General features: G+C 70.3%; 21 protein-coding genes and 1 pseudogene. 6 read left to right on the forward strand and 16 right to left on the reverse strand.

The window, feature by feature from the left end:
- Positions 1-24 precede the first annotated feature (24 nt).
- The gene (locus WMF45_RS10655) at positions 25-1032 is read left to right on the forward strand and encodes a DNA/RNA non-specific endonuclease (protein WP_437716804.1); all 1008 of its coding nucleotides are present in this window, start codon (positions 25-27) and stop codon (positions 1030-1032) included.
- 9 nt (positions 1033-1041) lie between these two features.
- Here the strand turns inward: WMF45_RS10655 and WMF45_RS10660 are convergent, their stop codons facing one another.
- Positions 1042-1452 (reverse strand): nuclease A inhibitor family protein, encoded by a 411-nt coding sequence (locus WMF45_RS10660; protein WP_437716805.1) that lies wholly within the window; start codon positions 1450-1452, stop codon positions 1042-1044.
- 209 nt (positions 1453-1661) lie between these two features.
- On the opposite strand from WMF45_RS10660, the gene fbaA reads away from it, so the two are divergent.
- The gene (fbaA, locus tag WMF45_RS10665) at positions 1662-2735 is read left to right on the forward strand and encodes a class II fructose-bisphosphate aldolase (protein WP_437551623.1); all 1074 of its coding nucleotides are present in this window, start codon (positions 1662-1664) and stop codon (positions 2733-2735) included.
- Between the two features lie 112 nt (positions 2736-2847).
- Here fbaA and WMF45_RS10670 read toward each other — a convergent pair whose 3' ends face one another.
- Together WMF45_RS10670 and WMF45_RS10675 are read right to left on the reverse strand one after the other, a co-directional pair.
- Positions 2848-3261: a hypothetical protein gene (locus tag WMF45_RS10670; RefSeq protein ID WP_437716806.1), complete on the reverse strand. Its 414-nt coding sequence runs from the start codon at positions 3259-3261 to the stop codon at positions 2848-2850.
- A gap of 128 nt (positions 3262-3389) precedes the next feature.
- Positions 3390-3755 carry a hypothetical protein gene (locus tag WMF45_RS10675; RefSeq protein WP_437716807.1) on the reverse strand — a complete coding sequence of 122 codons (366 nt, stop codon included), beginning with the start codon at positions 3753-3755 and terminating at the stop codon, positions 3390-3392.
- 370 nt (positions 3756-4125) lie between these two features.
- Between WMF45_RS10675 and WMF45_RS10680 the strand changes: the two genes are divergently transcribed.
- The 3 genes from WMF45_RS10680 to WMF45_RS10690 all read left to right on the forward strand — a co-directional run bounded on the left by WMF45_RS10680 (position 4126) and on the right by WMF45_RS10690 (position 8110).
- A complete protein-coding gene (locus WMF45_RS10680; protein WP_437551629.1) occupies positions 4126-4347 on the forward strand; it encodes a hypothetical protein in 222 nt (73 codons plus the stop codon).
- A gap of 109 nt (positions 4348-4456) precedes the next feature.
- Complete coding sequence (locus tag WMF45_RS10685; protein ID WP_437716808.1) at positions 4457-5734, forward strand: AAA family ATPase; 1278 nt, start codon at positions 4457-4459, stop codon at positions 5732-5734.
- Positions 5735-5749: 15 nt separating this feature from the next.
- A complete protein-coding gene (locus WMF45_RS10690) occupies positions 5750-8110 on the forward strand; it encodes a hypothetical protein (RefSeq protein ID WP_437716809.1) in 2361 nt (786 codons plus the stop codon).
- Positions 8111-8194: 84 nt separating this feature from the next.
- Here the strand turns inward: WMF45_RS10690 and WMF45_RS10695 are convergent, their stop codons facing one another.
- The 4 genes from WMF45_RS10695 to WMF45_RS10710 form a co-directional block, all read right to left on the reverse strand.
- The gene (locus WMF45_RS10695; protein WP_437716810.1) at positions 8195-9145 is read right to left on the reverse strand and encodes an HTTM domain-containing protein; all 951 of its coding nucleotides are present in this window, start codon (positions 9143-9145) and stop codon (positions 8195-8197) included.
- Positions 9142-9717 carry a hypothetical protein gene (locus WMF45_RS10700; RefSeq protein ID WP_437716811.1) on the reverse strand — a complete coding sequence of 192 codons (576 nt, stop codon included), beginning with the start codon at positions 9715-9717 and terminating at the stop codon, positions 9142-9144. The genes WMF45_RS10695 and WMF45_RS10700 overlap by 4 nt, the downstream gene beginning before the upstream one ends.
- Positions 9714-12155, reverse strand: coding sequence for a hypothetical protein (locus WMF45_RS10705; protein ID WP_437716812.1), 2442 nt, complete (start codon positions 12153-12155; stop codon positions 9714-9716). The genes WMF45_RS10700 and WMF45_RS10705 overlap by 4 nt, the downstream gene beginning before the upstream one ends.
- Positions 12156-12299: 144 nt before the next feature.
- A complete protein-coding gene (locus tag WMF45_RS10710) occupies positions 12300-13556 on the reverse strand; it encodes a trypsin-like serine peptidase (RefSeq protein WP_437716813.1) in 1257 nt (418 codons plus the stop codon).
- A 315-nt stretch (positions 13557-13871) separates the two neighbouring features.
- Between WMF45_RS10710 and WMF45_RS10715 the strand changes: the two are divergent.
- Positions 13872-14252 (forward strand): annotated as a pseudogene (locus WMF45_RS10715) (hypothetical protein); the annotation flags it as partial.
- Between the two features lie 78 nt (positions 14253-14330).
- Here WMF45_RS10715 and WMF45_RS10720 read toward each other — a convergent pair.
- The 9 genes from WMF45_RS10720 to WMF45_RS10760 all read right to left on the reverse strand — a co-directional run bounded on the left by WMF45_RS10720 (position 14331) and on the right by WMF45_RS10760 (position 21514).
- Positions 14331-15002 (reverse strand): superoxide dismutase family protein, encoded by a 672-nt coding sequence (locus WMF45_RS10720; RefSeq protein ID WP_437716814.1) that lies wholly within the window; start codon positions 15000-15002, stop codon positions 14331-14333.
- 219 nt (positions 15003-15221) lie between these two features.
- On the reverse strand, positions 15222-15461 hold the full coding sequence (locus WMF45_RS10725) for a hypothetical protein (protein WP_437716815.1): 240 nt from the start codon (positions 15459-15461) through the stop codon (positions 15222-15224).
- Positions 15462-15646: 185 nt separating this feature from the next.
- Entirely contained in the window at positions 15647-16222 is a 576-nt protein-coding gene (mnhG, locus tag WMF45_RS10730) for a monovalent cation/H(+) antiporter subunit G (RefSeq protein ID WP_437716816.1), read from the reverse strand.
- Positions 16219-16485, reverse strand: a complete 267-nt coding sequence (locus WMF45_RS10735) for a monovalent cation/H+ antiporter complex subunit F (protein WP_437551645.1) — start codon at positions 16483-16485, stop codon at positions 16219-16221. The genes mnhG and WMF45_RS10735 overlap by 4 nt, the downstream gene beginning before the upstream one ends.
- The gene (locus WMF45_RS10740) at positions 16482-16955 is read right to left on the reverse strand and encodes a Na+/H+ antiporter subunit E (RefSeq protein ID WP_437716817.1); all 474 of its coding nucleotides are present in this window, start codon (positions 16953-16955) and stop codon (positions 16482-16484) included. The genes WMF45_RS10735 and WMF45_RS10740 overlap by 4 nt, the downstream gene beginning before the upstream one ends.
- Entirely contained in the window at positions 16952-18463 is a 1512-nt protein-coding gene (locus tag WMF45_RS10745) for a proton-conducting transporter transmembrane domain-containing protein (protein WP_437716818.1), read from the reverse strand. Before WMF45_RS10745 ends, WMF45_RS10740 begins: the two co-directional genes overlap by 4 nt.
- Positions 18460-18807 carry a Na+/H+ antiporter subunit C gene (locus tag WMF45_RS10750; protein ID WP_437716819.1) on the reverse strand — a complete coding sequence of 116 codons (348 nt, stop codon included), beginning with the start codon at positions 18805-18807 and terminating at the stop codon, positions 18460-18462. Before WMF45_RS10750 ends, WMF45_RS10745 begins: the two co-directional genes overlap by 4 nt.
- A complete protein-coding gene (locus WMF45_RS10755; protein WP_437716820.1) occupies positions 18804-19223 on the reverse strand; it encodes a Na+/H+ antiporter subunit B in 420 nt (139 codons plus the stop codon). The genes WMF45_RS10750 and WMF45_RS10755 overlap by 4 nt, the downstream gene beginning before the upstream one ends.
- 2 nt (positions 19224-19225) lie before the next feature.
- Complete coding sequence (locus WMF45_RS10760; RefSeq protein WP_437716821.1) at positions 19226-21514, reverse strand: putative monovalent cation/H+ antiporter subunit A; 2289 nt, start codon at positions 21512-21514, stop codon at positions 19226-19228.
- Between the last annotated feature and the right edge of the window lie 61 nt (positions 21515-21575).

Consider the following 21575-nt stretch of genomic DNA (forward strand, 5'->3'; position numbering starts at 1 on the left):
CCGTAGATAGCTGGCAGCGTCGACGTGGGCTCGAACAGGAAGCGACAACAGAAGTCCTGGGGTTCGCGCGTGCTCGTCGCGCTCCTCGTGACCGGGCTCAGCGCGGTGGGGGTCAAGTGCGGCTTCGAGCGCGTGCTCGAGGAGCTCGGCCTCGACCTCGGCGGCGACCGCCCCTCCAAACCATCGCCGACGCCCGGCCGATCCGGCAGCGCCTCGCCGCCGAAGGGCGCTCCGCCGAAGGACGCGCCCTCCTCGCGCCCGCCCGCGCCGAGCCCGCATCTCGAGCTCGGCGTCCCGGCCCGCACGGGAGCGCGCGCCGCGCGGGCCGACGCGTCCGACGATCACCTGATGATCAAGCCCCAGTACGCCCTCTCCTACAACCGCTCCAGGAACGTGGCGAACTGGGTCAGCTGGAGGCTCGACGCCGCGTCGTTCGGGGACGCGCCCCGCCACCGTGGCAAGTTCCTGGCCGACAGCGCGCTGCCGGACGGCTGGTACCGCGTGCAGCACGACGACTACACCGGCTCCGGCTTCGATCGAGGCCACATGGTCCGCTCCGAGGAGCGGACGCGGAACCCCGACGACAACAAGGCGACGTTCCTCCTCACGAACATCCTGCCGCAGCGGCACGAGCTCAACGCCGGTCCGTGGCTGAGGCTCGAGGAGGCGTGCCAGGAGCTCGCGCAGAAGGAGCGGCGGGTGCTGTTCCTGATCGCCGGCGGCCTCTTCGACGAGCGCGAGCGACCGGCCGCCACCATCGGCAAGGACGTCGCCGTGCCGGACGCGTTCTTCAAGGTCGCCGTGGTCCTCGAGCCGGGGCAGGGGTCCGGCGACATCGGCCCGGCGACGCGGGTCATCGCGGTGGTGATGCCGAACGAGACGGGCATCCTCGATCAGGGCTGGGGGCAGTACCGGACGACGGTGGACGAGATCGAGCGGCGCGCGGGCTACGACCTCATGACCGCGCTCCCCGAGGCCACGCAGCGGACGCTGGAGGCGCGCGTCGACGACGGGCCCGCCGGCGGTCGCTGAGCGGCGCGCTCAGGTCTCGACGACCTTCGTCACGAGGCCGAGCCACGCGCCCGACGGATGGCGGCCGACGACGTAGACATCGATCGTGACGCGCCCGACGCGGTAGACCCGGACGTCGGTCAGGTGGCGCTCCAGCAGGTCCACGAGCCGCCGGTACCGCCCCGCCTCGGCCAGCGCCGCGTCGCCGGCGTCCCCGGGCACGTCGATCACGGGCGCGAAGAGGTCGCCCGCCGTCGTGACCTCGACCGGCGTCGCCGCGCCGAGGCCCTCGGCCGCGAGCAGCGCGGCCGGCGAGGACGCGTCCCCGCGCGACCGGAACGGACGCAGCTCGTGATCGGACTCGCTGGGGAACAGCAGGCCCTGCGCGGCCTCCGCGAGGGATGCGAGGAGCTCTTCGGGCGACATGGATGAGGCCTGCATGCGGATCTCCGGGCGGCTGCTCGGCGAGGGCAAGCTCGCCGTGGGGTGATCATTCCCCCGTGGAGCCAGCGGAGAATCCGCTTGCTCCCTGGGCTTTGGCGATGGTACCCGGACCCGCCCGCCCTGCGGATCCGATCCACCCTTCCGCTTTCCTTCGCCGCGTTGCATGCTCGGGCGAGACCCGAGCAACGAACAAGGATTCAAGTGCCATGTCCAAGATGAAGCTCAAGCCCGGCGTGATCACTGGCTCCGCTCTTCAGGAGCTGTTCGAGTACATGAAGAGCGTCGAGTGTGCGCTGCCGGCCGTGAACGTGATCGGCTCGCACAGCACGACCGCCGCGCTCCAGGCGGCCCGGGAGGCCAAGTGCCCCATCATCATCCAGTTCTCGAACGGCGGCGCCCACTTCTTCGGCGGCAAGTTCCTGGACAACAAGGGTGAGAAGGCCGCCATCGCGGGCGCCGTCGCGGGCGCGCACTACGTGCGGAACCTGGCCGAGGCCTACGGCGTCCCGGTCATCCTGCACACCGATCACGCCGCGAAGAAGCTCCTGCCGTGGATCGACGGCCTGCTGGAGCACGGCAAGAAGTTCTTCGAGAAGAATGGAGAGCCCCTGTTCTCCTCTCACATGCTCGATCTGTCCGAGGAGCCGCTCCACGAGAACCTCGAGATCTGCCAGAAGTACCTGCGGCAGATGGCGGCGCTCAAGATGACGCTCGAGATCGAGCTCGGCGTCACGGGCGGCGAGGAGGACGGCGTCGACAACAGCGGCATCGACAACTCCAAGCTGTACACCCAGCCCGCGGAGGTGCTCGCCGCGTACGACGCGCTGAAGCCGATCGGCAACTTCACGATCGCCGCGTCGTTCGGCAACACGCACGGCGTCTACAAGCCGGGCAACGTGCAGCTCCGGCCGCCCATCCTGAAGAACTCCCAGGACGCGATCCAGAAGGAGCGCAAGACGGGCCCGAAGCCTGTCGACTTCGTGTTCCACGGCGGCTCCGGCTCGTCGCGCGAGGAGATCCGCGAGGCGGTGTCCTACGGCGTCATCAAGATGAACATCGACACGGACACGCAGTGGGCCTTCACGCAGCCCATCAAGAAGTACATGGACGACAAGGGCGCCTACCTGAAGTCGCAGCTCGGCAACCCCGAGGGCGAGGACAAGCCCAACAAGAAGTACATCGACCCGCGCGGCTGGCTCCACCTCGGCGAGAAGGGCGTGGCGGCGCGCCTCGTCGATGCGTGCAAGGATCTGAACTCGTTCGACAAGTTCGAGTTCTGATCCGCGGCGAAAGCGACGGCCCCGCTCGCACGGGTGGGGCCGGAGCGACGCCTGTAGAACCGCGCCGCGGCGACACCGCGGCGCGTCGCTCAACCCGCAAGCGGCTGGCTGTTCACGAGGGCGACGGGTGCGCCGCGCTCAGCGAGCGCGCCGGCACCGTCACGGCAGGGCGGCGGCGAGGCAGCCGGGAGAGCGGCAGGCCGAAGAGGCCGAACGCGGTGAGCTCGATCCCCAGCACGGGCAGGAAAGCGGAGCCCGAGCCCCCGGTGGCAAGGAACTGCACGAGGGCGATGGGGGCCGCGATCGACAGGAGCGCTGTCGGGTACGTGACGCCGTGAAGCAACGCGAGCAGCACGCCGACGATCCCCACCGTGAGGCAGCCGTCGACGCTGGGGGTCATGTCCAGCGCGCCCGGCGTGCGCAGCGCGGCGCGGATCCACAGCAGGGAGCCAGTCGCCAGGAGGACCATCGCGATCGGCAGGTTGGCCGAGGAGCGGGTCGTCATCTTCGGTATCTGGAAAGCCATGGTTCCGGCCATGACAGCACGCGATGTGCCATCAGGGCTCCCGGGCGGCGGCGGGCCGGCCGGCGCGTTGCGTGATGCAGGGAGTGCGGGGCGGCGCACGCCTTGCGCGTCGCGAGCCCCCGGTCCCATCAGGGCGAGGGCGGGCCGGGCTCGTCGCCGGCGCCGGGCTCGCCCGCGTCAGGGCGCTCGTGCGTTCGTGATGGACGCGCCGGATCGAGGGGCGCGAGCCGGATGCCCAGGTTCAGGAGCTTCACACAGTCCTGCTCGCACGTGGGCCGCCCGCCGGGGAGAAGCGAGCAGTGTGCGACCTCGACGGACTCCTCGGAGCGGCCGTCGACGACGAGTCGGCACCGCACGGGAGCCCCGGTCCTTGGGCAGACCAGGGTGGTCTCCGAGGTGTGGTAATGCCGCCGGGCGAGCAGGCTTCTCGTCCCGACGATCAACGCCGCGACGCCTCCAGCAGCCGCCAGCAGCACGACGAGCCAGTCTGCCATCGCGACCCCCTGTGAAGAGCGCTGCGGCGTCCACCGCAGCAGGTACGACGCAGCAAGGGATGCGCCACGCGCTTCGCCGAGGCGTGGGCCTGGCCGGCGCGGCAGGGCCCGTCCCTCGTGCATCGCAGATGCACTCCGCGCGCCTCTCGGCGCAGGGCGTGCGCCCCGGAGCCCGGGGCGAGGCGCAGCAGCCCGCCCCGCCGCCGAGCGGCGACGTGAGGAGCCGTGAAGAAGCATGGGAATCGACGGCAACAGGCGCGAGCCGGGTGCGGTCCTGGCGGCTCGCCATGGCGGCGCCGCGGGTCGACATCTTCCGGCTCGATGATTGCAAACCTCCTTTCATCGGCGGATGCCGCGGGAGGAGGGCGCCATGGCCTGTCATCTGGAGGAATCGGACAAGCTGGTGTGGATCGAGGTCGAGGGGGGAGGCACCGAACCACGGAGGGTGCGCTGCCCGCGGCGGGCGGCGACGGTGGACGCGCGGGAGTGCTTCGCCTGCCCGCGCTACGCGACGCTCGCGATCCATCCGAGCGGGAAGAAGGTCTATCTCGTCTGCGAGCCGTTCGACGAGGAGCCGGTCGAGCCCTCGTAGCGGCGCGCGAGCGTGGGGAGGCGGGCGGACGGGGCGCGGCGCACCTTGAACGCCGGGCGAGGACGTGCGAAAGCCTGGCGAGCCACGAAGGTGTCCGGAGAGCGTCTCGATGACCCCTCGCCCCAAGCCCACCCGCTCGGCCTGCTTCCAACCGGACAATTACGTCGATCTGGCGCTGTTCACGAACCGGGAGGAGCTCCTTAGCGACTTGGTGGAGAGGCTGAAGAGCGTCCTGGAGCCCGGGGGGCCGGGGCAGGCGAGGATCCTGGTTCGCGGGCATCGCGGGGTCGGAAAATCGATCCTGACCCGCAAGGCGCTCGACACGGTCATCTCGTCGCCCGGGGCGCTCCGGGTCATCGTGGACGGTGCCCAGACAGGGCACGGCCCTGACGCCGTTCTCAAGCGGATCGCAGGCGACCTCGGCCGCGAGGCCACGGAGAACGCGAACGACCAGGCGCTGCAGAAGGGCGCGGAGCTGCTCCAGCGGTTCGCCGTGCTCACGAAGGTCAGCGTCAAGGAGGTTCGCCAGTGGTCGCGCAACATCCAGCTCGGCGCTGCGGTGAAGTCCAAGCTCGTCGAGAGCGTGCAGGTCGAGTTCGGCATCAGCGGCGCCGCCGGCCGGGTCCGGACCGTCGAGGAGTCGTACGAGCGCGCGGTCGACGCCGATTTCCTCAGGGACAAGGTGCAGGACTTCCTCAGCGATTGCCGCGCCGCCGGGGAGCACGTGGTCCTCTTCGTCGACAACCTCGATCAGGTCGGCTACGCCGAGATCGAGGAGGACGTGCGTCGGGTCACCGACCTGGCGAAGGCCATCCTCGGCTTCCGGGACTGCGTGGTCGTCGCGAACCTCCGGACCGAGTTCGTGTCTGCGGACCTGCGCAAGCTGTATTCGAACGAGGTCGTCGTGAGAGGTTTGGAGCCCGAGGAGCTCCTCCGGATCGCGAAGACGCGGATGAGCACGGCGGGCCCGGACAAGCGCCTGGCCCTCAAGGAAGCCGGCTTCGAGCGGCTGGCAGCGAAGCTTGCCTCGTGGACGACGAACGCCTGGGGGTATCTCTCGTGGCTCGCGGATCTCGACTACGAGCGGATCGACTTCCCGCCCGAGGACGGGGAGCGCCTGCGCGATGCGCTGCTCCGGATCGCGGAGAATCGCTTCGCTGGACTGCGCGGTGAGGAGATCCACCGCGTCGCCGCGGCGTTCAAGCACGCGCCGCACCAGTTCCTCACCGGCGTCGAGCTCGACACGCACGGCGTGACGCAGGAGCTCCGCGAGCGCGCGCTCCGCTATGGCGCTCTGGTTCCCGACTGGCTGCTCAGCCCTGACCGATACATGCTGTCGCCCGGGCTCCACTTCCTCTGCGAGCACGCGGCCGGTCAGGCTCCCTAAACCTGAGGAGACCGCGTGCGCCTGTTCGCCGGCGATCATTTCCCGCGCCTCGCCGTTCAGAGCGGTGATCTGCCTCGGCCGTGGGTGATGCCGCCCGGGCTCCCGCGCGCGCACCGTGACCGTCTCGCGGGGCTGCTCGCGCAGGCGCTGCGCCCGCTCGAGCCGGAATTGAGGCTGATTCAGCTCCGCTGGGCGGAGCGGCATGCCCTGCTCTCCGGCCGGATCAACCTTCCGAACCCGGTGCTCGTCTGGTGGCGCGTCGACGCAGTGCCCGTGGTTGACCCACAAGCGGTTGTCATCGACGGGAGCAAGATGACGCCGGGGCTCGCGCTGTACGATTTCGATCAGGAGATCAGCCTGCCCGCGGAGGCGTGGCTCGGGCCGCTGAAGATCGGGGTGCTCCATCGTATCCTGGATCGGTTGCTCGACGAGCGGCCGGTGAGGGCATACGAGGAGATCGCCGATGCGGTCCGGGAGATTTCGACAAAGCTGATCAGTCCGATCGACCTCATCGATGCGGAGGAGGCCATGGTCGAGGTCGAGGCGCAGGGCGAGGGGCTCGACGCGGCGAAGGCGGAGGCGATCGGACGCGTCGTCGCCGGGCGATTCGCGGTTGGGCCAGCGGAGACCGCCGTGCGCGCCCTCGTTGCGGTCGGCAGGGGCGAGCCGCTCGGCGCTGAGGGACACGAGGCGCTGCGCAAGGCGGGATTCGCGGACATGGGAGGGGTGCTGCCGATCCTCGACCTAATGCGCGACGAGGAGGTCCTCCGGCGGGCGCTGCTGCACGTCGCCGCGCTGCGGCGGATCGAGGGCTCGATTGCGGAGCTGGCCCCCGGGCTGTTTCCCGAAGCGGAGGGGCGGGCGGTGCCGACACAAGCTGGCAGGGAAATGGTGTCTACGCAGGTGTCGAGCCCCATCGAGGCGCGCCCGTCCAGCCTGCCCGAGCCCCGGAGCATGGCTGTCCGCACGGCGCTGAAGCTCATCGAGGATGGTGACGCCGAGTCGAGCGCTCGGCTCTTGCTCCGATCTCGCCAGCAACGTGACGACAGCGCCTGGTCGAACGATGATCTGCACATCGCGGGGCTGACCCTGTATGAGCTGGCGACGGTCGAGAACGAGCGGCGCGGGGAGAACAGGGATGCCGCGACCATCGAGCGGATCTCGGTGCTCTACGAAACGGCAGGCGATTGGCTGGAGCGCTCCGGCGCTGCGCCCGAGATGGTCGTAATGGCTTTCGTCAGCGCGGGGTTCGCGTGCGCGACGGTCGAACGGTGGGATGGCGCCGCGACGCTGTTCGAGCGCGGACGCAGGCTGGCGGCGGTTGCCGGAGATTGGGTGGGCCTCGCCGTCTGTATGAGCCGCTTGTCCCACCTGAAGCTCTGGACGGGGCGCGTGCAGGAGGCGATCGAGGACGCCGAAGAGTCCGTGCGGCTCTTTCACCGCCTCGGCCTGCGGAGCGAGGAAGGTTCCGCGTTGAGGGCGCTCGGAGATGCCAGAGTCAAGATCCATCAGCTCGATCAAGCACGGGCCGCATACGAGCGGGCGCTCGCCGCTGTCGACGACGCCGGGGACCCGATCGGGCGCGCTGTCACGCTCCTCTCCCGTGGGCGATTGTTGCAGCTCGAAGGCAACGTTAAGAATGCTCGCCAGGATTTCGAGGAAGCCCTGTCGCTCGCCAGAGAGCATAAGAGCCGGTTCTACGAGGCTGTTGCGCACGAAGCGCTCGGGGAGCTGTCGCTGCGCCGGAGCGAGCCGCGCCGGGCACGGGAAGCTTACGAAGAGGCCGCCCCGATCTATCACTACCTCGCCGACGGAGCCGGGGAGGCGAGGGCAATCGAGGGGCTCGGCGATGCGTGCGCATCGATGAATGACGTAGCGCGTGCGCGAGACGCTTACCAGGCGGCGCTGGAGCTTGCGCGTGAGCTGAGAAATCCTTCATGGGAAGCAGCCCTGCTCTTCAAATGCGCAGGGGTGCGCCGACAGGGCGGCGATCATGAGGGGGCTTTGCGAGAGTACGAAGAAGCCGCGCATCTTTACGAGCAAGTGGGGGATTACTCTGCCTCAGGGCGCGCGCTGATGGCGATCGGCAATATCAAGGTAGACTCTCGCGACTGGTCCAATGTTGCGGCCTGGTACGAGCTGGCCGTCACCCGCTTCCGGGAGGCGGGCGATCGCGCAGGTTTGAGCGACGCGCTCCATTCCCTCGGTTCGGTGTTGTTCTTCGGGAATCAGACGGAGAAATCACGGAAAGTGCTCCTTGAGACCGTCGACGTGGCGCAGGCCGACGGTAACGAGCAGCTCGTCGCTGAGGTGAAGCGTCTCCTCGACCACATGGCCAAGGACACCGGGGCACGACCCGATGGCGCTCGGAACTGACCCTGCAACAGCACGAGCTTGTTCGAGCGAGTTCGACCGGTGGCTCGGGCCGCGAGTAGGTCGTCAGGCAGCGGCGGCACCCGGCTAGGAGAGCCTCTCGACACCTCCCGTCCTCGATGCAGGCCCCGCGCGGCGCGGGCGCCTCAGATCGCGCAGCTTCTCCAGCTCGAAGAACCCCGCGAACGCCACGCCGAGCAGCGGGTACGGGAACAGGATCGCCATCGTGAGCAGCACGCCGAGGTGGAAGAGCCACGCGGCGCCGCAGAAGACGACAGCGACGCGCCGGCTGAACAGGGCGAGCGGCGCGCCGAGCTCCATGGCCAGGCTGGCGAGCGCGAGCGGCGGGAACAGGAATCCGTAGCGGACGAGCGCGCCGCCGAGCGGGGAGTGCGTGTCGCCGAGCGCGATCTTCCGGACGTTGTCGTAAGCGATGTAGTTGCGGAGGATATCGCTCGTCGCCCAGTCGAGGCCGCTGTTCCGGAGCTTCGTGACCCCGGCGATGAAATACGACATCACCGTGATCGCGCAGAATAGCCGGATCGGCCAGCCATAGCGGCCGTCCGGCGCCGGCGCGGGGGCACGCTCCGACGACGCGCGCGCCGCGCGCGCGTCGAGCGAGTATGCGTCCGCCGCGGCCCCCAGGCCGAGCGCGATGACGTGGAGCGCGAGGAGGTTCTCGGTGTGGAACACCATGCCCCAGGAGCTCCGGTAGCTCAGCACCCAGAGCAGGAGCGCGCCGAAGACGGGCCCGGCGACGCGGAACCGGTAGCCCGCCACGAACGCCGCGCCGGCGGCGATGGCCGCGCCAAGGAGGCTCTGTACCGCCCAGAGGGGGAGCGGCGCGGACAGCACCGCGACCACGCCGACGGGCCTGAAGCTCTCCGGGGGCAGGTGGCTCACGCGCTGGAAGTGCACAGCGCGGACGCAGAGGTACACGAGGGCGAAGCCGCCCACGAGCAGCCGCAACAGCGCGAGCCGCTCGGCGGGCGCCTCCGCGAAGAAGGCGCGGTCGAACCGCGCAAAAAGCCGCCTCATCGCGCGCCCACCTTGCACGTCGCGTGGAGCTTGGCGTCGATCGGGGCCTCCTGCCCCTCGAAGAACGCGACGGCATCGAAGGTGTCGGTCCGGATCTCGACCGCGACGACATCCGCGTAGCCGTCCTGCGCCGCGACGCGCGACGCGATGCCGCGGCAGAGCGCGCGGGCCGCGCGGGCGCCCTGGCGGATGCTCTGCGCCAGCGTGGCCTTGGCCTGCAGCACCTCCTCGCTGCCCACGAGGCGCGGCGGGATCGGCCGCCGCCCGCCCCGGGAGTCCACGCCGACGGCGCGCTCCACGGCGGTCCGCGCGTCGTGGCGGCCCCACGAGAACATCGGGTAGGTCGACAGCGGAAAGCTGTCGACCGGAGGGCGGCGGAACAGCGGGGCGAGCATGAGGAGCAGGAAGGCGGCGGTCACGCCGTACGCGTACGCCCGGCGCTCGCCGAAGCGAGCGGCCCCGCGCGGGCTCGATCCACCGCCGGCCCCGGCGCCCACGGCGCCGCCCTGCGGGCTCGGTCCACCACCGGCGCCAGCGCTGGCGACGGCCTCTCCCTCGCCGCCCGCGCTCACAGACGCCCCGCCGCCGGCGCGCTCCGCCCTGGCACGAGCCCGAGCATCCGGCCCCCGTGGCCGAGCGCGGCCCAGGCGTGCTGCACGTAATCGATGCGGATCCGGGGAGACGCCATGCTCTCGCTGAAGCCCCCCTCGATGATCACGTCGCGGCTGCACGCGAAGCAGGTCGCGGGCGACCACTGCTGCTGAACGAGGAACCCGAGCACCCGCCGCATCAACGCCTGATCGGACGCGAGGTCCTCCCCGCGCGCCTCCTTGACCGCCATCGCCGCGGCCAGCGCCTCGCCGAACCCCGCCGTCGCCGTGTTGTGCGGCGGCAGCACGTTGCCGAACCCGTACCCGCCCACGAGATCGGGCGCCACCTTGCTGTCCTCGTCGAGCACGAGCCGCGACTTGAACGCCACGTAGTCGAGGCAGAACCGCTCGTAGTCGTCGCGGCGGTGGTGCCCGAGCGCCGCGCGCGCCGCGAGGCAGTGCCAGTTCTCCTCCATGTACACGAAATCACTGGCGAAATGGTCCCAGTAGCGGTTCGCGTAGTAGTCCATGGCGCGATCGACGGCGGCGCGCACGGCGGTCGCGGGCGGGTACTCGGGGCTCGGCTCGCGGGCGGCGAGCGCCTCGAGCAGCGCCAGCGCGAGCACCGACTGGCCTCCTTCGTAGAGCTGCGTCGGGCCGAGGACGGGCGCGACGCGCGCGAGGTCGAGCTGCGGCGCGAAGCCGCCGTCGTCCCGCTGCGTGGCGAGCACCATGCGGGCGAGCCGCCCGATGAGCGCGTCGTGCGCTCCGTGCGCGTCGCGGCACGAGAGGAACGTGACAAGGCTCAGCGCCGTGGGGTTGAGGCCCGCGATCGTCCCGGGGCTGTCCTTGGGGTAGAAGAGCGCGCCGACGGAGTCGCCTTCGCCGGCCCTGCGCTCGAGCTTCGCGAGCAGGCCGAGCGAGCGCTGCACCACCTTCGCGAGCTCCGGCGACGCAGGCTCGCCCTCGGCGCCGACCCCGAGCTCGCACAGGGCGAGCGTCGTGCCGGCCTGCCGCGCGATCGAGAACCCGTCGAACGAGGCGCGCCCGGTGAACGGGTCCACGATGTAGCGGAACATGCCGTCCTTCCGCTGCGCCCCGAGGATGTAGCGCTGGGCCGCGGCCGCCGCCTGCTGCGCTGTCGCCTCGGTGAGCGGGACCGACGGCTCTCCGATCCGCGACAGGAGGTGGAGCGCGCCCTCGGCGTCGACGGCGTAGCTGAGCGTCTCGATCCGCACGAGGCCGTCCCGGAGCGCGGCGCCGCCGGCGGTGGGGCCGCCGGGCGGCTCGGGCTCGCCGAGGGCGCGGCGCAGGACCGCGAGATCCACGCCGAAGCGGAAGTCGGGGACGCCGGCCAGCGGCGCGTTCGTGTTGAACGCGTCGAGCGCGATGAGCTGCCACGGCATGAGGCACCGCTCCGCGAGGCAGAGGCCGTCGAGCCCGGGGCGCAGCGACAGCCCGTCGAGGCCCGGGCCGGGGGAGGCGAGCGGCTGCGTGGCCGAGACGACGTCGATCTTGAGCGGGCCACGCAGGGCCCCGGCGAGCGCGCCGCGCAGCGCCGCCGCGGCGTCCTCGCCGGGGGCGGGCTGGAGGCAGCGGGTCGCGACGGCGGCGCGCTCGGGGTCGCGGCCGCCGGTGAGGTGGGTGACGACGAGGGTGGGGCGGTCGGGCTCCGGGGGCGCGGCGCACGCGGCCGGCGCCGTGGTCATGAGCGAGGGCGCCTTGGCCGGCGGCGGCGGGAGCGCGTCGAAGGAAGAGAGGGCCTCGCGCAGCGCCGCCCCGGTGCGCGACGGCGCGCCGCCCGGCACGGGCACGACGTCGGCCTTGGCGACGCGGTGACGGAAGAGCAGCGAGAGGGCGGCCAGGACGACCAGCGCGGCGAGCGCGGCGAGCGTGCGCGAGGGCCGGCGCTTCGCGCGGAGCAGGCGGAGGCCGCCGGTCGAGGCGACGCCCCAGCACGCGAACGGCAGCGTGAGCAGCGCGACGACCGCCCAGACCGCGAGCAGCGCCGCCGCGATGCCTGTGCCGAGGCCGCGGTTCAGCGAGGCGACGTAGACGGCGGAGGAGAGGAGCCCGAAGCTCAGGAAGGCGAGGTAGCCGAGCGAGCAGAACGACGTCGCGCGGAAGGCGCGGGGCGCGAGCGGGTGCGGGAGGAGCGAGAGGACGGCGGTCGCGGCGTGGAGCAGCGCGAGCGCGGCGGTGACCACGGCGAAGAGCGTCCACGGCCGGAAGGGGAGGGAGAGCGCGGCCCAGGCGAAGACGGGGGCGTGCAGGGCGCTGAGCAGCCCGACGGCCCAGCGGCGCCCGTACGGGCGCGCGGAGGCGGCGCCGCGGCTGGCGAGCGTGGGGGATTCGGCCGGGGGGGCGCTGTCCTGGAGCGGCCCCGAGGGCGGGGGGGGATCGGTGTCGGGCGCCTGCATGGTGCGGCGACGCTTAACACGGCGCCTGGCGCGCACGATCGCCGCCGTCGCCTGACCGCGGTTCGGGGGGCGAGCGGCCTCAAGGCGCTCGACACCGGCGTCGTTGGTCTGGAGCGGCGGAGGCGCGACAAGACTCCGTCCGACTCAATTGTTGACGCAGCTGATCAGGTCGCCGGCGTCCGCGCAGATCGAGGACATCTCTGTTCCTCCGTTCCTGCAGGAGAGCCAGGCCACGTCGGCGAGGTGGTGGAGGCCGAACGCCCTGCCCGTGCCGGCGTCGATGATCGGCGACCCGCTCGAGCCCCCTTCGCTGTCGCACGAGTAGCCGATCTGCGATCCAGAGAGCGTGCCGGAGTAGGTCTGATCGATCGCGTCGATCTGGCAGCGGAGGGTATGCGCGTCATCCCTCCAGAAGCCGATCTCTTTCGGGCGCCCGCCCGGGTGCTGGATGAAGTTGATGAGGTCGCCGACGCTGGGCGCCTTCGTCGTCGGGGTGAGCACGCCCCAGGTCGTCTGAGGGTCGCCCGATAGCTGGATCAGCGTGTAATCGAGGCCACCTCTGGAACGGGTGCGGGTTCGGCTGTTCGTCTTGAGGAGGGTGCTGCCACCGAAGCGCTGATAGGTTGCCATGGTCGAGCGAAGGCAGTCCATATGCTGGTAACCGAAGCGGGCCTCGAGGCTGGTCGCCTCTGTCTGGGTGCTGATGCAATGGTTGTTGGTGATGAGCGTGTTGCGGTTTTTCCCGGCGATCAGCCAACCCGTGCACAGGTACATGCCCCCGTCTCTCACGAAGCTCAGCCGCGCCACGGGTCTCTGCTGGTCGTTGAGGTCGTGGCACGCGATGGCTTCGCGGCCCTCCGTGGCACACACGATATCCGGCGTGCCTCCGCCGGGCCTCCTCTCGAGGGAGATGCCGCCCGGCATCATTTCGCCCGATGTCACAGGAACCGGGGCGATCGCGAGCGTCCCGTGGCCGATGTCCGGGATCGAGAACCCGTGGCCACCGCCGGTGCTGCTGTGCAGCTCGACGATCGCCGTCTCACCGTCAATGGCGAACGCCCAGACGTCGCCGTCCCCGTTCGGGCCGCGGTCCTCGTACCGGAACGACTGCGCGCCGTCCGGGCTCGAGACGGTGACATAATCACCCTTCGCGAGAGAGAAGTCGTTGAAGTGCACGCGCACGAACGTGGCGCCCGGCGAGGTGATCGCCTGCTTCCAGCCACCGGCGTACGGGTGGGACGTCTCGGCCGCATACGCGATGACGTCACCCGCCCGGAGCGGCTCGGGCGCCGTCTCGAGCTCCTCTGGATCGTCGGTTCCGCCTGCGCCGGGAGCGTCCACGTTCCCGGCACACCCCGTGAGCGCGAGGAGCGACCCAGCGACCAGCATCTTTCTGTTCATTACAACCCCCCTTCGTCCCGGCTCGCCACATGGAAGCGGCGCAAGCGGACGAATCGCATAGGATAGGATAGGGTGACGAGCCTGGCAAACACGCCTTCTCGCCGAGCGCCGGGGGCGTCGAGGTGCGGCTCTGGTGCTAGGCCTCGAAGATGTCGCGCACGCGGCCGAGCTCCGCCGGCTCCACGAGCACGTCGAGCCTGTCGCCGGCCTCGAGGATCGTCTGGCCTCGGGGCACGACGGTCCCGCCCTCGCGGTGAGTCGCGTGAACAGGTCCGGCATGCGCAGGATGCCCACGGCCGCGAGCAGCATGAAGATGCGCGAGGCGGCGTCCCGCGCGCGTGGCTCGCGAACGAGGCCCGCGACGGCCGTGGCAACGCCATGACCTACGCGTATTGCCTCGCCGAGGCCGAGGACAGCCATACCGCCGAATACGCGGTGGACGAGATTTGCTACACGAGCTTCGAGGGCACACCGTCGCTCGAGCCTTTGCGGGCGGTGCGCTTCGTGTACGGGACCAAGGACGCGGCCGCGGTTCGCACGGGCGACTCGGGCGGCATGGCGCTCCCGGCTGGGCCGCGGATTTCTCGGCTTCTCTTCCTTCAGCTCTCCGCGTCGGACGTCATCGAGCGGACCGTCACCCTCCGGCGTCAGGAGGTCACGGTGATGCCTTCGAAGAAAGTTTCCGAGTCCCGCTAGCTGGCCACCCGCCGCGGGATGGTAGCCGGGGGGCCGATACGCCCCCCGGAGGCCCGGACAGACGAGCTCCGCGGAGGGTTACTCCTGCTCGATGAGGCCGCAGCCGATGCGACCGCCCGCGTTGGGGTCTGCCGCGGCGTGCACGACGATCGCGTACTTCGTCACGTCGGTGTCCGCGTCGTCGCCGACGGTCCAGACGTCGGTCCCGCGCTTGACCGTGTGCGTGGCCTTGCCGGTCGCATCGCACGTGAAGCTGCCGAGTCCTTCGCCGTTGGGCACCCAGTGGGCGCCCGCATCATTACCGTTGCTGCCGCAGCTCTTGTTCTCGTGGATGTGAGCGGAGTGCTCGCCTTCAGGGCAGCCTGACAGCGTGATGGTGAGCGTCACCTCCTCTCCGGTCTGCGCGAAAGCCGCGGTCCCGGTCAGGCCGCTCGAGTTCAGCGCCTGGATCTCCGCCTCGGCCCGCAGGGACGCGCCGCCGCCGTTTCCGCCGTCACCGCCGCCGTTTCCGCCGTCACCGCCGCCGTTTCCGCCGTCACCGCCGCCGTTTCCGCCGTCACCGCCGCCGTTTCCGCCGTCACCGCCGCCGCTCCCCGACGCGGATGTGCTCGTCGAGGCGTCGCCCCCGCCCGAGCCGGCCGTGGACGACGTGCTGCTGGTGCCAGCGGACGATTCCCCGTCATCCCCGCACGCGGCCAAGAGAGTGCTGGCCCCAAGGGCGAGCAACGAGAGCTTCAACCACCGTGACATAAGTCTCCTTTTCTCGGCGTGACCCGAACAGGCAGGCAGTTGCCCCCCGGACGCGATCAAGCCATCGAGGGCACGAGTATGTCCGAACACGGCGAGCGTCCAAGCAGTTCCGTCACAAAAATCATGCATCGGTCGCCTATCCGGCGACGAAATTCCGACGATCGTAGAAAGATGTGGCCCTGCTGCCCTGCTTCGGCGCTCCGGCGCGCGCGGTGGGGGCTATCCAGCCCTGAGCGCTCGCGTGGAGGAGGCTGTCCTGGCAGCGAGACGATCGTAGTCTCGACCGAGCCAAGCGAGAAAGTCCTGGTTCCGGGGAGGGCCGTCTGGCCAGCCTGCACGGATGCGATCGGCGAGCTCGAGATCCCAGCTCCCGAGGCCCTCGCGGATGAGCGAGAGGCGCGCGTCCCAGGGGCCCTTGCGGTTCCAGAGATTGAGCGTGAGGACACGGAGCCGGTTCATCAGGGATCGAGCTAGCACTACTGCGGGAGGTTGCCCCGGATCGGCAGAAAAACCGCCAAGACGCGGAGGCCGCCAAGAGGAGAGGGCAACGTCCGCCGCGACATCTTTCCCTCCTATTTCACCGGTTTCTTGGCGTCCTTGGCGTCTTGGCGGTTCGTTCCCCAGCCCGACTTCCCGCAGTAGTGCTAGGCCTCGAAGATCTCGCGGACGCGGCCGAGCTCCGCCGGCTCCACGAGCACGTCGAGCCTGTCGCCGGGCTCGAGGATCGTCTGGCCTCGAGGCACGACCGTCCCGCCCTCGCGGTGAACGGCGCGAATGAGCACGCCGGCAGGCAGCCCGAGCTCGGCGATGCGCTTGCCGACGACGGTGGCCCCGGGCGCGAGCTCGAACGTGCGGGTCCTCGGCTCCCTGCCGGCGAGGGTGTGGGTCGCCGGATCGTAATGCGCCGCGAGCTCGTTCACCACGGTCTCCGGCGAGAGGGGCGTGCTCGTCGTGTAACCGGCGCGAGCGAGCAAGTGCGTCGCCACGGGCATCGTCAGCGCCACGAACGCGATGATGACGATGGCCCGGGTGGTGACGGCCGGGTCGTAAAAATGGAGGGCGGAGGCCGAGATGATGCACGTCATCCCGAACACCGAGGCCTTCGATGTCACCTGGAGGCGCGTGAACAGGTCCGGCATGCGCAGGATGCCCACGGCCGCGAGCAGCATGAAGATGCATCCGACGATGAGGAGCGCGCCCTCGACGAGCTCGAGGATCACGACGTCTCCCCCTGCCGCTCGAGGTAGTAAGCGAACGCGATGGTGCCGAGGAAAAAGATGAGCGACAGCACCATGACCGCATCGAGGAGGACGCCGTGATCGGTCACCATCGCGTAGAGGGCGATGCCGCCGCTGCCGACCGTCGCCATGAGGTCCATGGCGACAACGCGGTCGGGGAGGCTCGGCCCGAGCAGGAGGCGGATGAACGCGACGACGAACGCCACCGTGACGACGGCGATCGCGACGAGCAAGAGCGGGGTCATCGGAAGAGCTCCTTCACGCGGCGCTCGAGGTCGCTCTTGATGGTCGCGCGCAGCGCGTCGGCGCTGTCCACGAACATCGCATGGACGAAGAGGACCGTGCGGTCGCCCGAGACGTCGAGGCCAAAGGTGCCTGGCGTCAGGGCGAGCAGGATCGTCAGCACGGTGATCTCGAGATCGGTCGTCAGATCCAGGGGGACCGCGACGATGCCGGGGCGGCTCTTTCGCCTGATCGAAATGACGTCGCGGGCGACCCTGAGGTTCGCCCGCACCATCTCTTTCGCAAAGAAGAGCATGAACGACAGCACCCCTGGCAGCTTCTCGAAATAGGTCGTTGGGCCGATCAGGCGCCGGAGCCAGAGGAGCAAGAGGTACCCGAGGAGGAAGCCGAAGACGAGGCCCCCTGCGGTGGCGCGGCCTGTCAGGCCCACCCAGACGATCGCCAGGAACAGATTGAGGACGAGGGCTCTCATGGGCGACCCTCCCCCAGCACGGCGCGCACGTACTCGGTCGGATCGGCGAGCTGCGCGGCGGCCCGCCGGACGACGGCGAGGAGCGGCTCGGGCGCCATTCCGAGCGTGACGCCCAGCGCGGTCAAGAGGACGACCGGCACGTACAGGAGCGCGCGACGCCGCGTCCCGCTCTCGCGCGGGGCGAGGTCGGCCTCGGCGGGCGCGGGCTTCCAGAAGGCCTCATTCCATATCTTCGTCATCGAAATGAGGGTGACGAGGCCGACGGCGAGGCTCGTGGCGACGACGGCCGCTGCCCCCCGCGAGCCGACCTCGAGCCCCGATCGCACCAGGATGAGCTTGGCCCAGAACCCCGACAGGGGCGGTATGCCGGCGAGGGAGAGGGCCGTGACGAGGAAGCAGGCGGAGAGCCCGGGGCTCCGCGCGAGGAGCCCGCCCTGAAGGTCGAGGGAAGCGTCTTTCCCGTCGGATCGCATGATCCCGCTGATGAGAAAGAGGTTCGACTTGATGATGGCGTGGTGCAGGACGAAGAAGATCGCCCCCGAGAGGGACGACAGCGTGAACAGGCCGAGGCCCATGACCATGTAGCCGACCTGGCTCACGCTATGAAACGCGAGGATGCGCCGGACCTCCCGGTGGGACACCGCGCCGAGCACGCCGACGGCCATGGTGAAGGCCGCGATCCCGAGGAGGAGCGCGTGGGTGGCCTCCCCGTCGCTCACGAAAAGGAGGGTGAAGCTGCGCACGAGGGCGTAGACACCCACCTTCGTCAAGAGCCCCGCGAACAGCGCGGTGACCGTCACGGGGGGCGTGTGATACGAGTCCGGCAGCCAGAAGAAGAGGGGGAAGACAGCGGCCTTGATGCCGAACGCGACGAGGAAGATCATCGCGAGGGTGAACCGGATCGGCGGCGCGAGGCCCGGCAGCTTGAGCGAGAGATCGGCCATGTTGAGGGCGTGCACGGATCCGTAGAGGATGCCGAGGCCGGTGAGGAAGAGGGCGCTCGAGATCAGGTTCATCGCGACGTACTTGATCGCGCCTTGCATCTGCGGCCGCTCGTTGCCGAGCACCAGGAGGACGAAGGACGCGATCAGCGTCACCTCGAACCAGACGTACAGATTGAAGAGGTCGCCTGTGACGAAGACCCCGTTCGTCCCCATGAGGAGCACGTGCATGAGCGGGTAGAACCCGTGCGCCCGCCGTCCGCGGTCGATGTCCGACAGGGAGTAGATCGACGTGACGACCGCGATGACGCCCGCGAGCAGGACCATCAGCGCGGAGAAGAGGTCGACAACGAAGGTGATGCCGTACGGCGCGGGCCAGCCTCCGAGCTGGGTCGATTGAATGCCTCCCCGGTGCACGGCGCGGAGCAAGGCGAACCCGACGGTGAGCTGAAGGACGCTCCCGGCGAGCCCGAGCGCGCGCTGCCTCCCCACGCGCCGGAAGGAGAGGAGCGAGAGGGCCGCCGTGGCCAGGGGGACGAGGACGGGCAGGACGAGGAGCACCTTCATGGGCGGGTCGATTCGAGAGAGTCGATGTCGTCGCTGCCCATCGTCCGATGAACGCGATGAAGGAGCACGACGGCGAACGCGACGACAGCGAAGCTGATGACGATCGCCGTCAGGATCAGCGCCTGGGCCACGGGATCGGCCGGCGGCGCGTGGAAGGCCCCCTCTCCCCTGGGGATCAGGGGGGGACGGCCGCGGACGACGCCGGCTGCCGTGAGGATGAGGAGGTTCGTCCCGTGCCCGAGCAGCACCAGGCCGAAGGCGAGCTTCACGATGCTGCGCCGGAGCATGAGAAACAGCCCCGACGCATAGAGCCCACCGACGACGATCGCGAGGAGGACCGTCATGAGCTCATCTCCGCGGCCATCAGGAGGATCATGAGCACCATGCCCATCACGGCGGCATACACGCCGACGTCGAACAGCACCGGCGTCCCGACCGCGACGTCGCCGAGCCCCGGCACGGGGACGGTCGCCCACACGCCTTGCAGGAAGGAGCCGCCGGCCACGAGCCCGATGACGCCGGAGAGAAGGCTCGTCGCGAGCCCGAGCCCCATGAGCGTCTGGGGCGCGACGCGGAGCAGCCGCCGCGTCGAGGGGACGTCGTGAGCGAGGATGTGGAGCGAGAACGCCGCTGCGATGATGAGCCCGCCGAGGAACCCGCCCCCGGGCTCGTTGTGACCGCGGAGGAGCGCGTAGATCGAGACGATGATCAGGAGCACCATCAGGACCGGCGTGGCGGCGCGCAGGACGACGGAGGGCATGCTCAGGCACCCTTCCGCGTGCGCGTCGCGAGCAGGGCATAGACCCCGATCCCGGCCACGCAGAGGACGGTGGACTCCCCCAGCGTGTCCATCGCCCGGAAATCCACGAGGATCACGTTGACGATGTCCCGGCCGTGGGCCTCCGGGTATCCCTTCGCCACGAAGAACTCGCGCAGGATCGGCTCCGGGGAGAGCGTCGACGACATGAGGATCAACAGGGTCACCGTGGCCCCGAAGATCACGGAGACGATCGCGTCCGGGATCCACACGCGCGCGGGGGATCGGGGCACGAAGCGCGGCAGGTGGTGCAGGACGAGGACGAAGATGACGACCGTCAGCACCTCGACCATGATCTGCGTCAGCGCGAGATCGAGCGCGCTGAAGATCACGTAGACGAGCATGACGCAGAGGCCGATCGCGCCGAGCGCGGCGACGACGGCGAGGCGCGATTGCGTGCGCGTCGCCATGGCCGCGGACGCGAGGATCACGCCCGCGAGCACGAGCTCCGGGAGCTCCACCGTGAGCGACGGGATCGTGAAAGGGAGGCTCCGGAGCAGAGGCGTCCCGACGAGCACGACCGTCGTCAGGGCCGTGACGAGCAGATAACGGCGCAGATGCCCCGTCTGGAGCCGCGCTGTCAGCCACTCCGCGAACCGGAGGAGCCCCGCGAAGGCAGCGTCGTACACGCGCGCAGGGCCCCAGGCCCCGAGGCGCGCGGCAGCGTCGAGGAGGCGCTTTTCGCGGCCGGAGAGAGCACGGAAGAGCCCGAGGCCGGCGAGGAGGGTCGCGACGCTGAGCCCGAGAACGGGGGTCAGGCCGTGCCACAGGTGCAATTCGAGCGGCGCGGGCCGGCCGAGGATCGCTGTCGCCGCCGCGCTCGGAAGGCCGCCGAGGAGCGCCGGCGCCACCCCGAGGACGAGGCTCGCCGCCGCGAGCGTGGCAGGCCCGAGCCACAAGGACAGCGGCGCTTCGTGGGGGAGCGCGGGCGCCGCCGGAGGACCCCCGAAGAAGGGGCGATGGCCGACGATCAGGCTCACCACGACCAGGAGGGCGCTCGACAGGACCGCGGCCCCGGCGAGGACCGCCGTCATCGAGGGCGGCCCGAGGACGGCCTCGTAGAAGAGCTCTTTCGACAGGAAACCGAGGAGGGGCGGCGCCCCCGCGCTCGAGATCGCCGCCAGCACGGCCGCGGTCGCGGTGATCGGCATGAGCCGCGCGAGGCCTCGCAAGCGGGTGACGTCGCGGGTCCCGGTCTCGTGGTCCAGGGTCCCCGCGGTCATGAAGAGCGCGCCCTTGTACAGCGAATGCGCGACCAGATAGACCACCGCCGCGGAGACGGCCGCCCGGGTCCCGATGCCGAGGAGCATCGTGAGGAGGCCGAGCACGCTCACGGTCGAATAGGCGAGGATCCGCTTGAGGTCCTTCTGCGTGACCGCGAGCGCCGCGCCCGCCACCATCGTGGCGGCGCCGAAGCCCGTCACGACGAGGTGCCATTGTCGCGTCGCGCCCAGCGTTGGGTGCAGGCGCGCGAGCAGATAGACGCCGGCCTTCACCATCGTGGCCGAATGCAGGTAGGCGCTGACCGGCGTTGGCGCCTCCATCGCCCGAGGGAGCCAGAAATGAAAGGGCACCTGCGCTGACTTCGTGAAAGCCCCCGCGAGGACGAGGAGCAGGATCGGCAGGTAGAGGGGGCCTTCGCGGACGACGTCCCCCGAGAACCGCGAGATCTGCGTCTCTCCCGTGACCACGACGAGGAGGACGAGGCCCGCGAGCATGGCGAGCCCGCCGCCGCCCGTCACGAGGAGCGCCGTCAAGGCGGCTTTGCGCGCCTCCGGCCGCTCGTGGTCCCACCCGATGAGCAGATACGAGCTCACGCTCGTGAGCTCCCAGCACACGAAGAGGAGAATGACGTCGTCGGCGAGCACGAGGCCCGCCATGGATCCCGTGAACAGGAGCAGGTAGGCGTAAAACCGCCCGAGCCGCGGGTGCGAGCGCAGGTATTCGCTCGCGTACACGAAGATCAGCGCGCCGATGCCGCAGATGAGCCCGAGGAACACGAGCGAGAGCCCATCCAGCTTCACCGCGAGCTCCACGCCGAGCGACGGGATCCACGGCAACGACGCGTGATGGGCCTCCCCCTCGGCGAAGGGCCCCGGGACGAGCTGCGCCGCGACCACGAGCACCGCGAGCGGGAGCGCCGCGAAGAGCCAGCCGGCCGGGCGCCCGAGCCCGCGGTAGAGGGCCGGCGCCAGCAGCGCTCCGACGAACACGCTCAGGACAGCCCACAGCATCGCGGCAGGTTCCCCTTCGATGCCGGCGAGGGGCGGAGGCGTTCGAGCCTACGGCCCGCCG

The sequence above is a fragment of the Sorangium sp. So ce448 genome (assembly GCF_051520915.1).
Classification (GTDB): domain Bacteria; phylum Myxococcota_A; class Polyangia; order Polyangiales; family Polyangiaceae; genus Sorangium; species Sorangium cellulosum_B.

Bases quoted from the DNA above. Each gene is read 5' to 3' on its own strand.
- WMF45_RS10750 (WP_437716819.1), bottom strand. From the start codon at position 18,807: ATGACGGTCCTCCTCGCGATCGTCGTCGGTGGGCTCTATGCGTCGGGG.
- WMF45_RS10680 (WP_437551629.1), top strand. From the start codon at position 4,126: ATGGCCTGTCATCTGGAGGAATCGGACAAGCTGGTGTGGATCGAGGTC.
- WMF45_RS10745 (WP_437716818.1), bottom strand. From the start codon at position 18,463: ATGAAGGTGCTCCTCGTCCTGCCCGTCCTCGTCCCCCTGGCCACGGCG.
- WMF45_RS10670 (WP_437716806.1), bottom strand. From the start codon at position 3,261: ATGGCTTTCCAGATACCGAAGATGACGACCCGCTCCTCGGCCAACCTG.
- WMF45_RS10675 (WP_437716807.1), bottom strand. From the start codon at position 3,755: ATGGCAGACTGGCTCGTCGTGCTGCTGGCGGCTGCTGGAGGCGTCGCG.
- WMF45_RS10755 (WP_437716820.1), bottom strand. From the start codon at position 19,223: ATGCCCTCCGTCGTCCTGCGCGCCGCCACGCCGGTCCTGATGGTGCTC.
- WMF45_RS10720 (WP_437716814.1), bottom strand. From the start codon at position 15,002: ATGTCACGGTGGTTGAAGCTCTCGTTGCTCGCCCTTGGGGCCAGCACT.
- WMF45_RS10660 (WP_437716805.1), bottom strand. From the start codon at position 1,452: ATGCAGGCCTCATCCATGTCGCCCGAAGAGCTCCTCGCATCCCTCGCG.
- WMF45_RS10760 (WP_437716821.1), bottom strand. From the start codon at position 21,514: ATGCTGTGGGCTGTCCTGAGCGTGTTCGTCGGAGCGCTGCTGGCGCCG.
- WMF45_RS10735 (WP_437551645.1), bottom strand. From the start codon at position 16,485: ATGACCCCGCTCTTGCTCGTCGCGATCGCCGTCGTCACGGTGGCGTTC.
- WMF45_RS10740 (WP_437716817.1), bottom strand. From the start codon at position 16,955: ATGAGAGCCCTCGTCCTCAATCTGTTCCTGGCGATCGTCTGGGTGGGC.
- WMF45_RS10705 (WP_437716812.1), bottom strand. From the start codon at position 12,155: ATGCAGGCGCCCGACACCGATCCCCCCCCGCCCTCGGGGCCGCTCCAG.
- WMF45_RS10695 (WP_437716810.1), bottom strand. From the start codon at position 9,145: ATGAGGCGGCTTTTTGCGCGGTTCGACCGCGCCTTCTTCGCGGAGGCG.
- fbaA (WP_437551623.1), top strand. From the start codon at position 1,662: ATGTCCAAGATGAAGCTCAAGCCCGGCGTGATCACTGGCTCCGCTCTT.
- WMF45_RS10685 (WP_437716808.1), top strand. From the start codon at position 4,457: ATGACCCCTCGCCCCAAGCCCACCCGCTCGGCCTGCTTCCAACCGGAC.
- WMF45_RS10725 (WP_437716815.1), bottom strand. From the start codon at position 15,461: ATGAACCGGCTCCGTGTCCTCACGCTCAATCTCTGGAACCGCAAGGGC.
- WMF45_RS10710 (WP_437716813.1), bottom strand. From the start codon at position 13,556: ATGAACAGAAAGATGCTGGTCGCTGGGTCGCTCCTCGCGCTCACGGGG.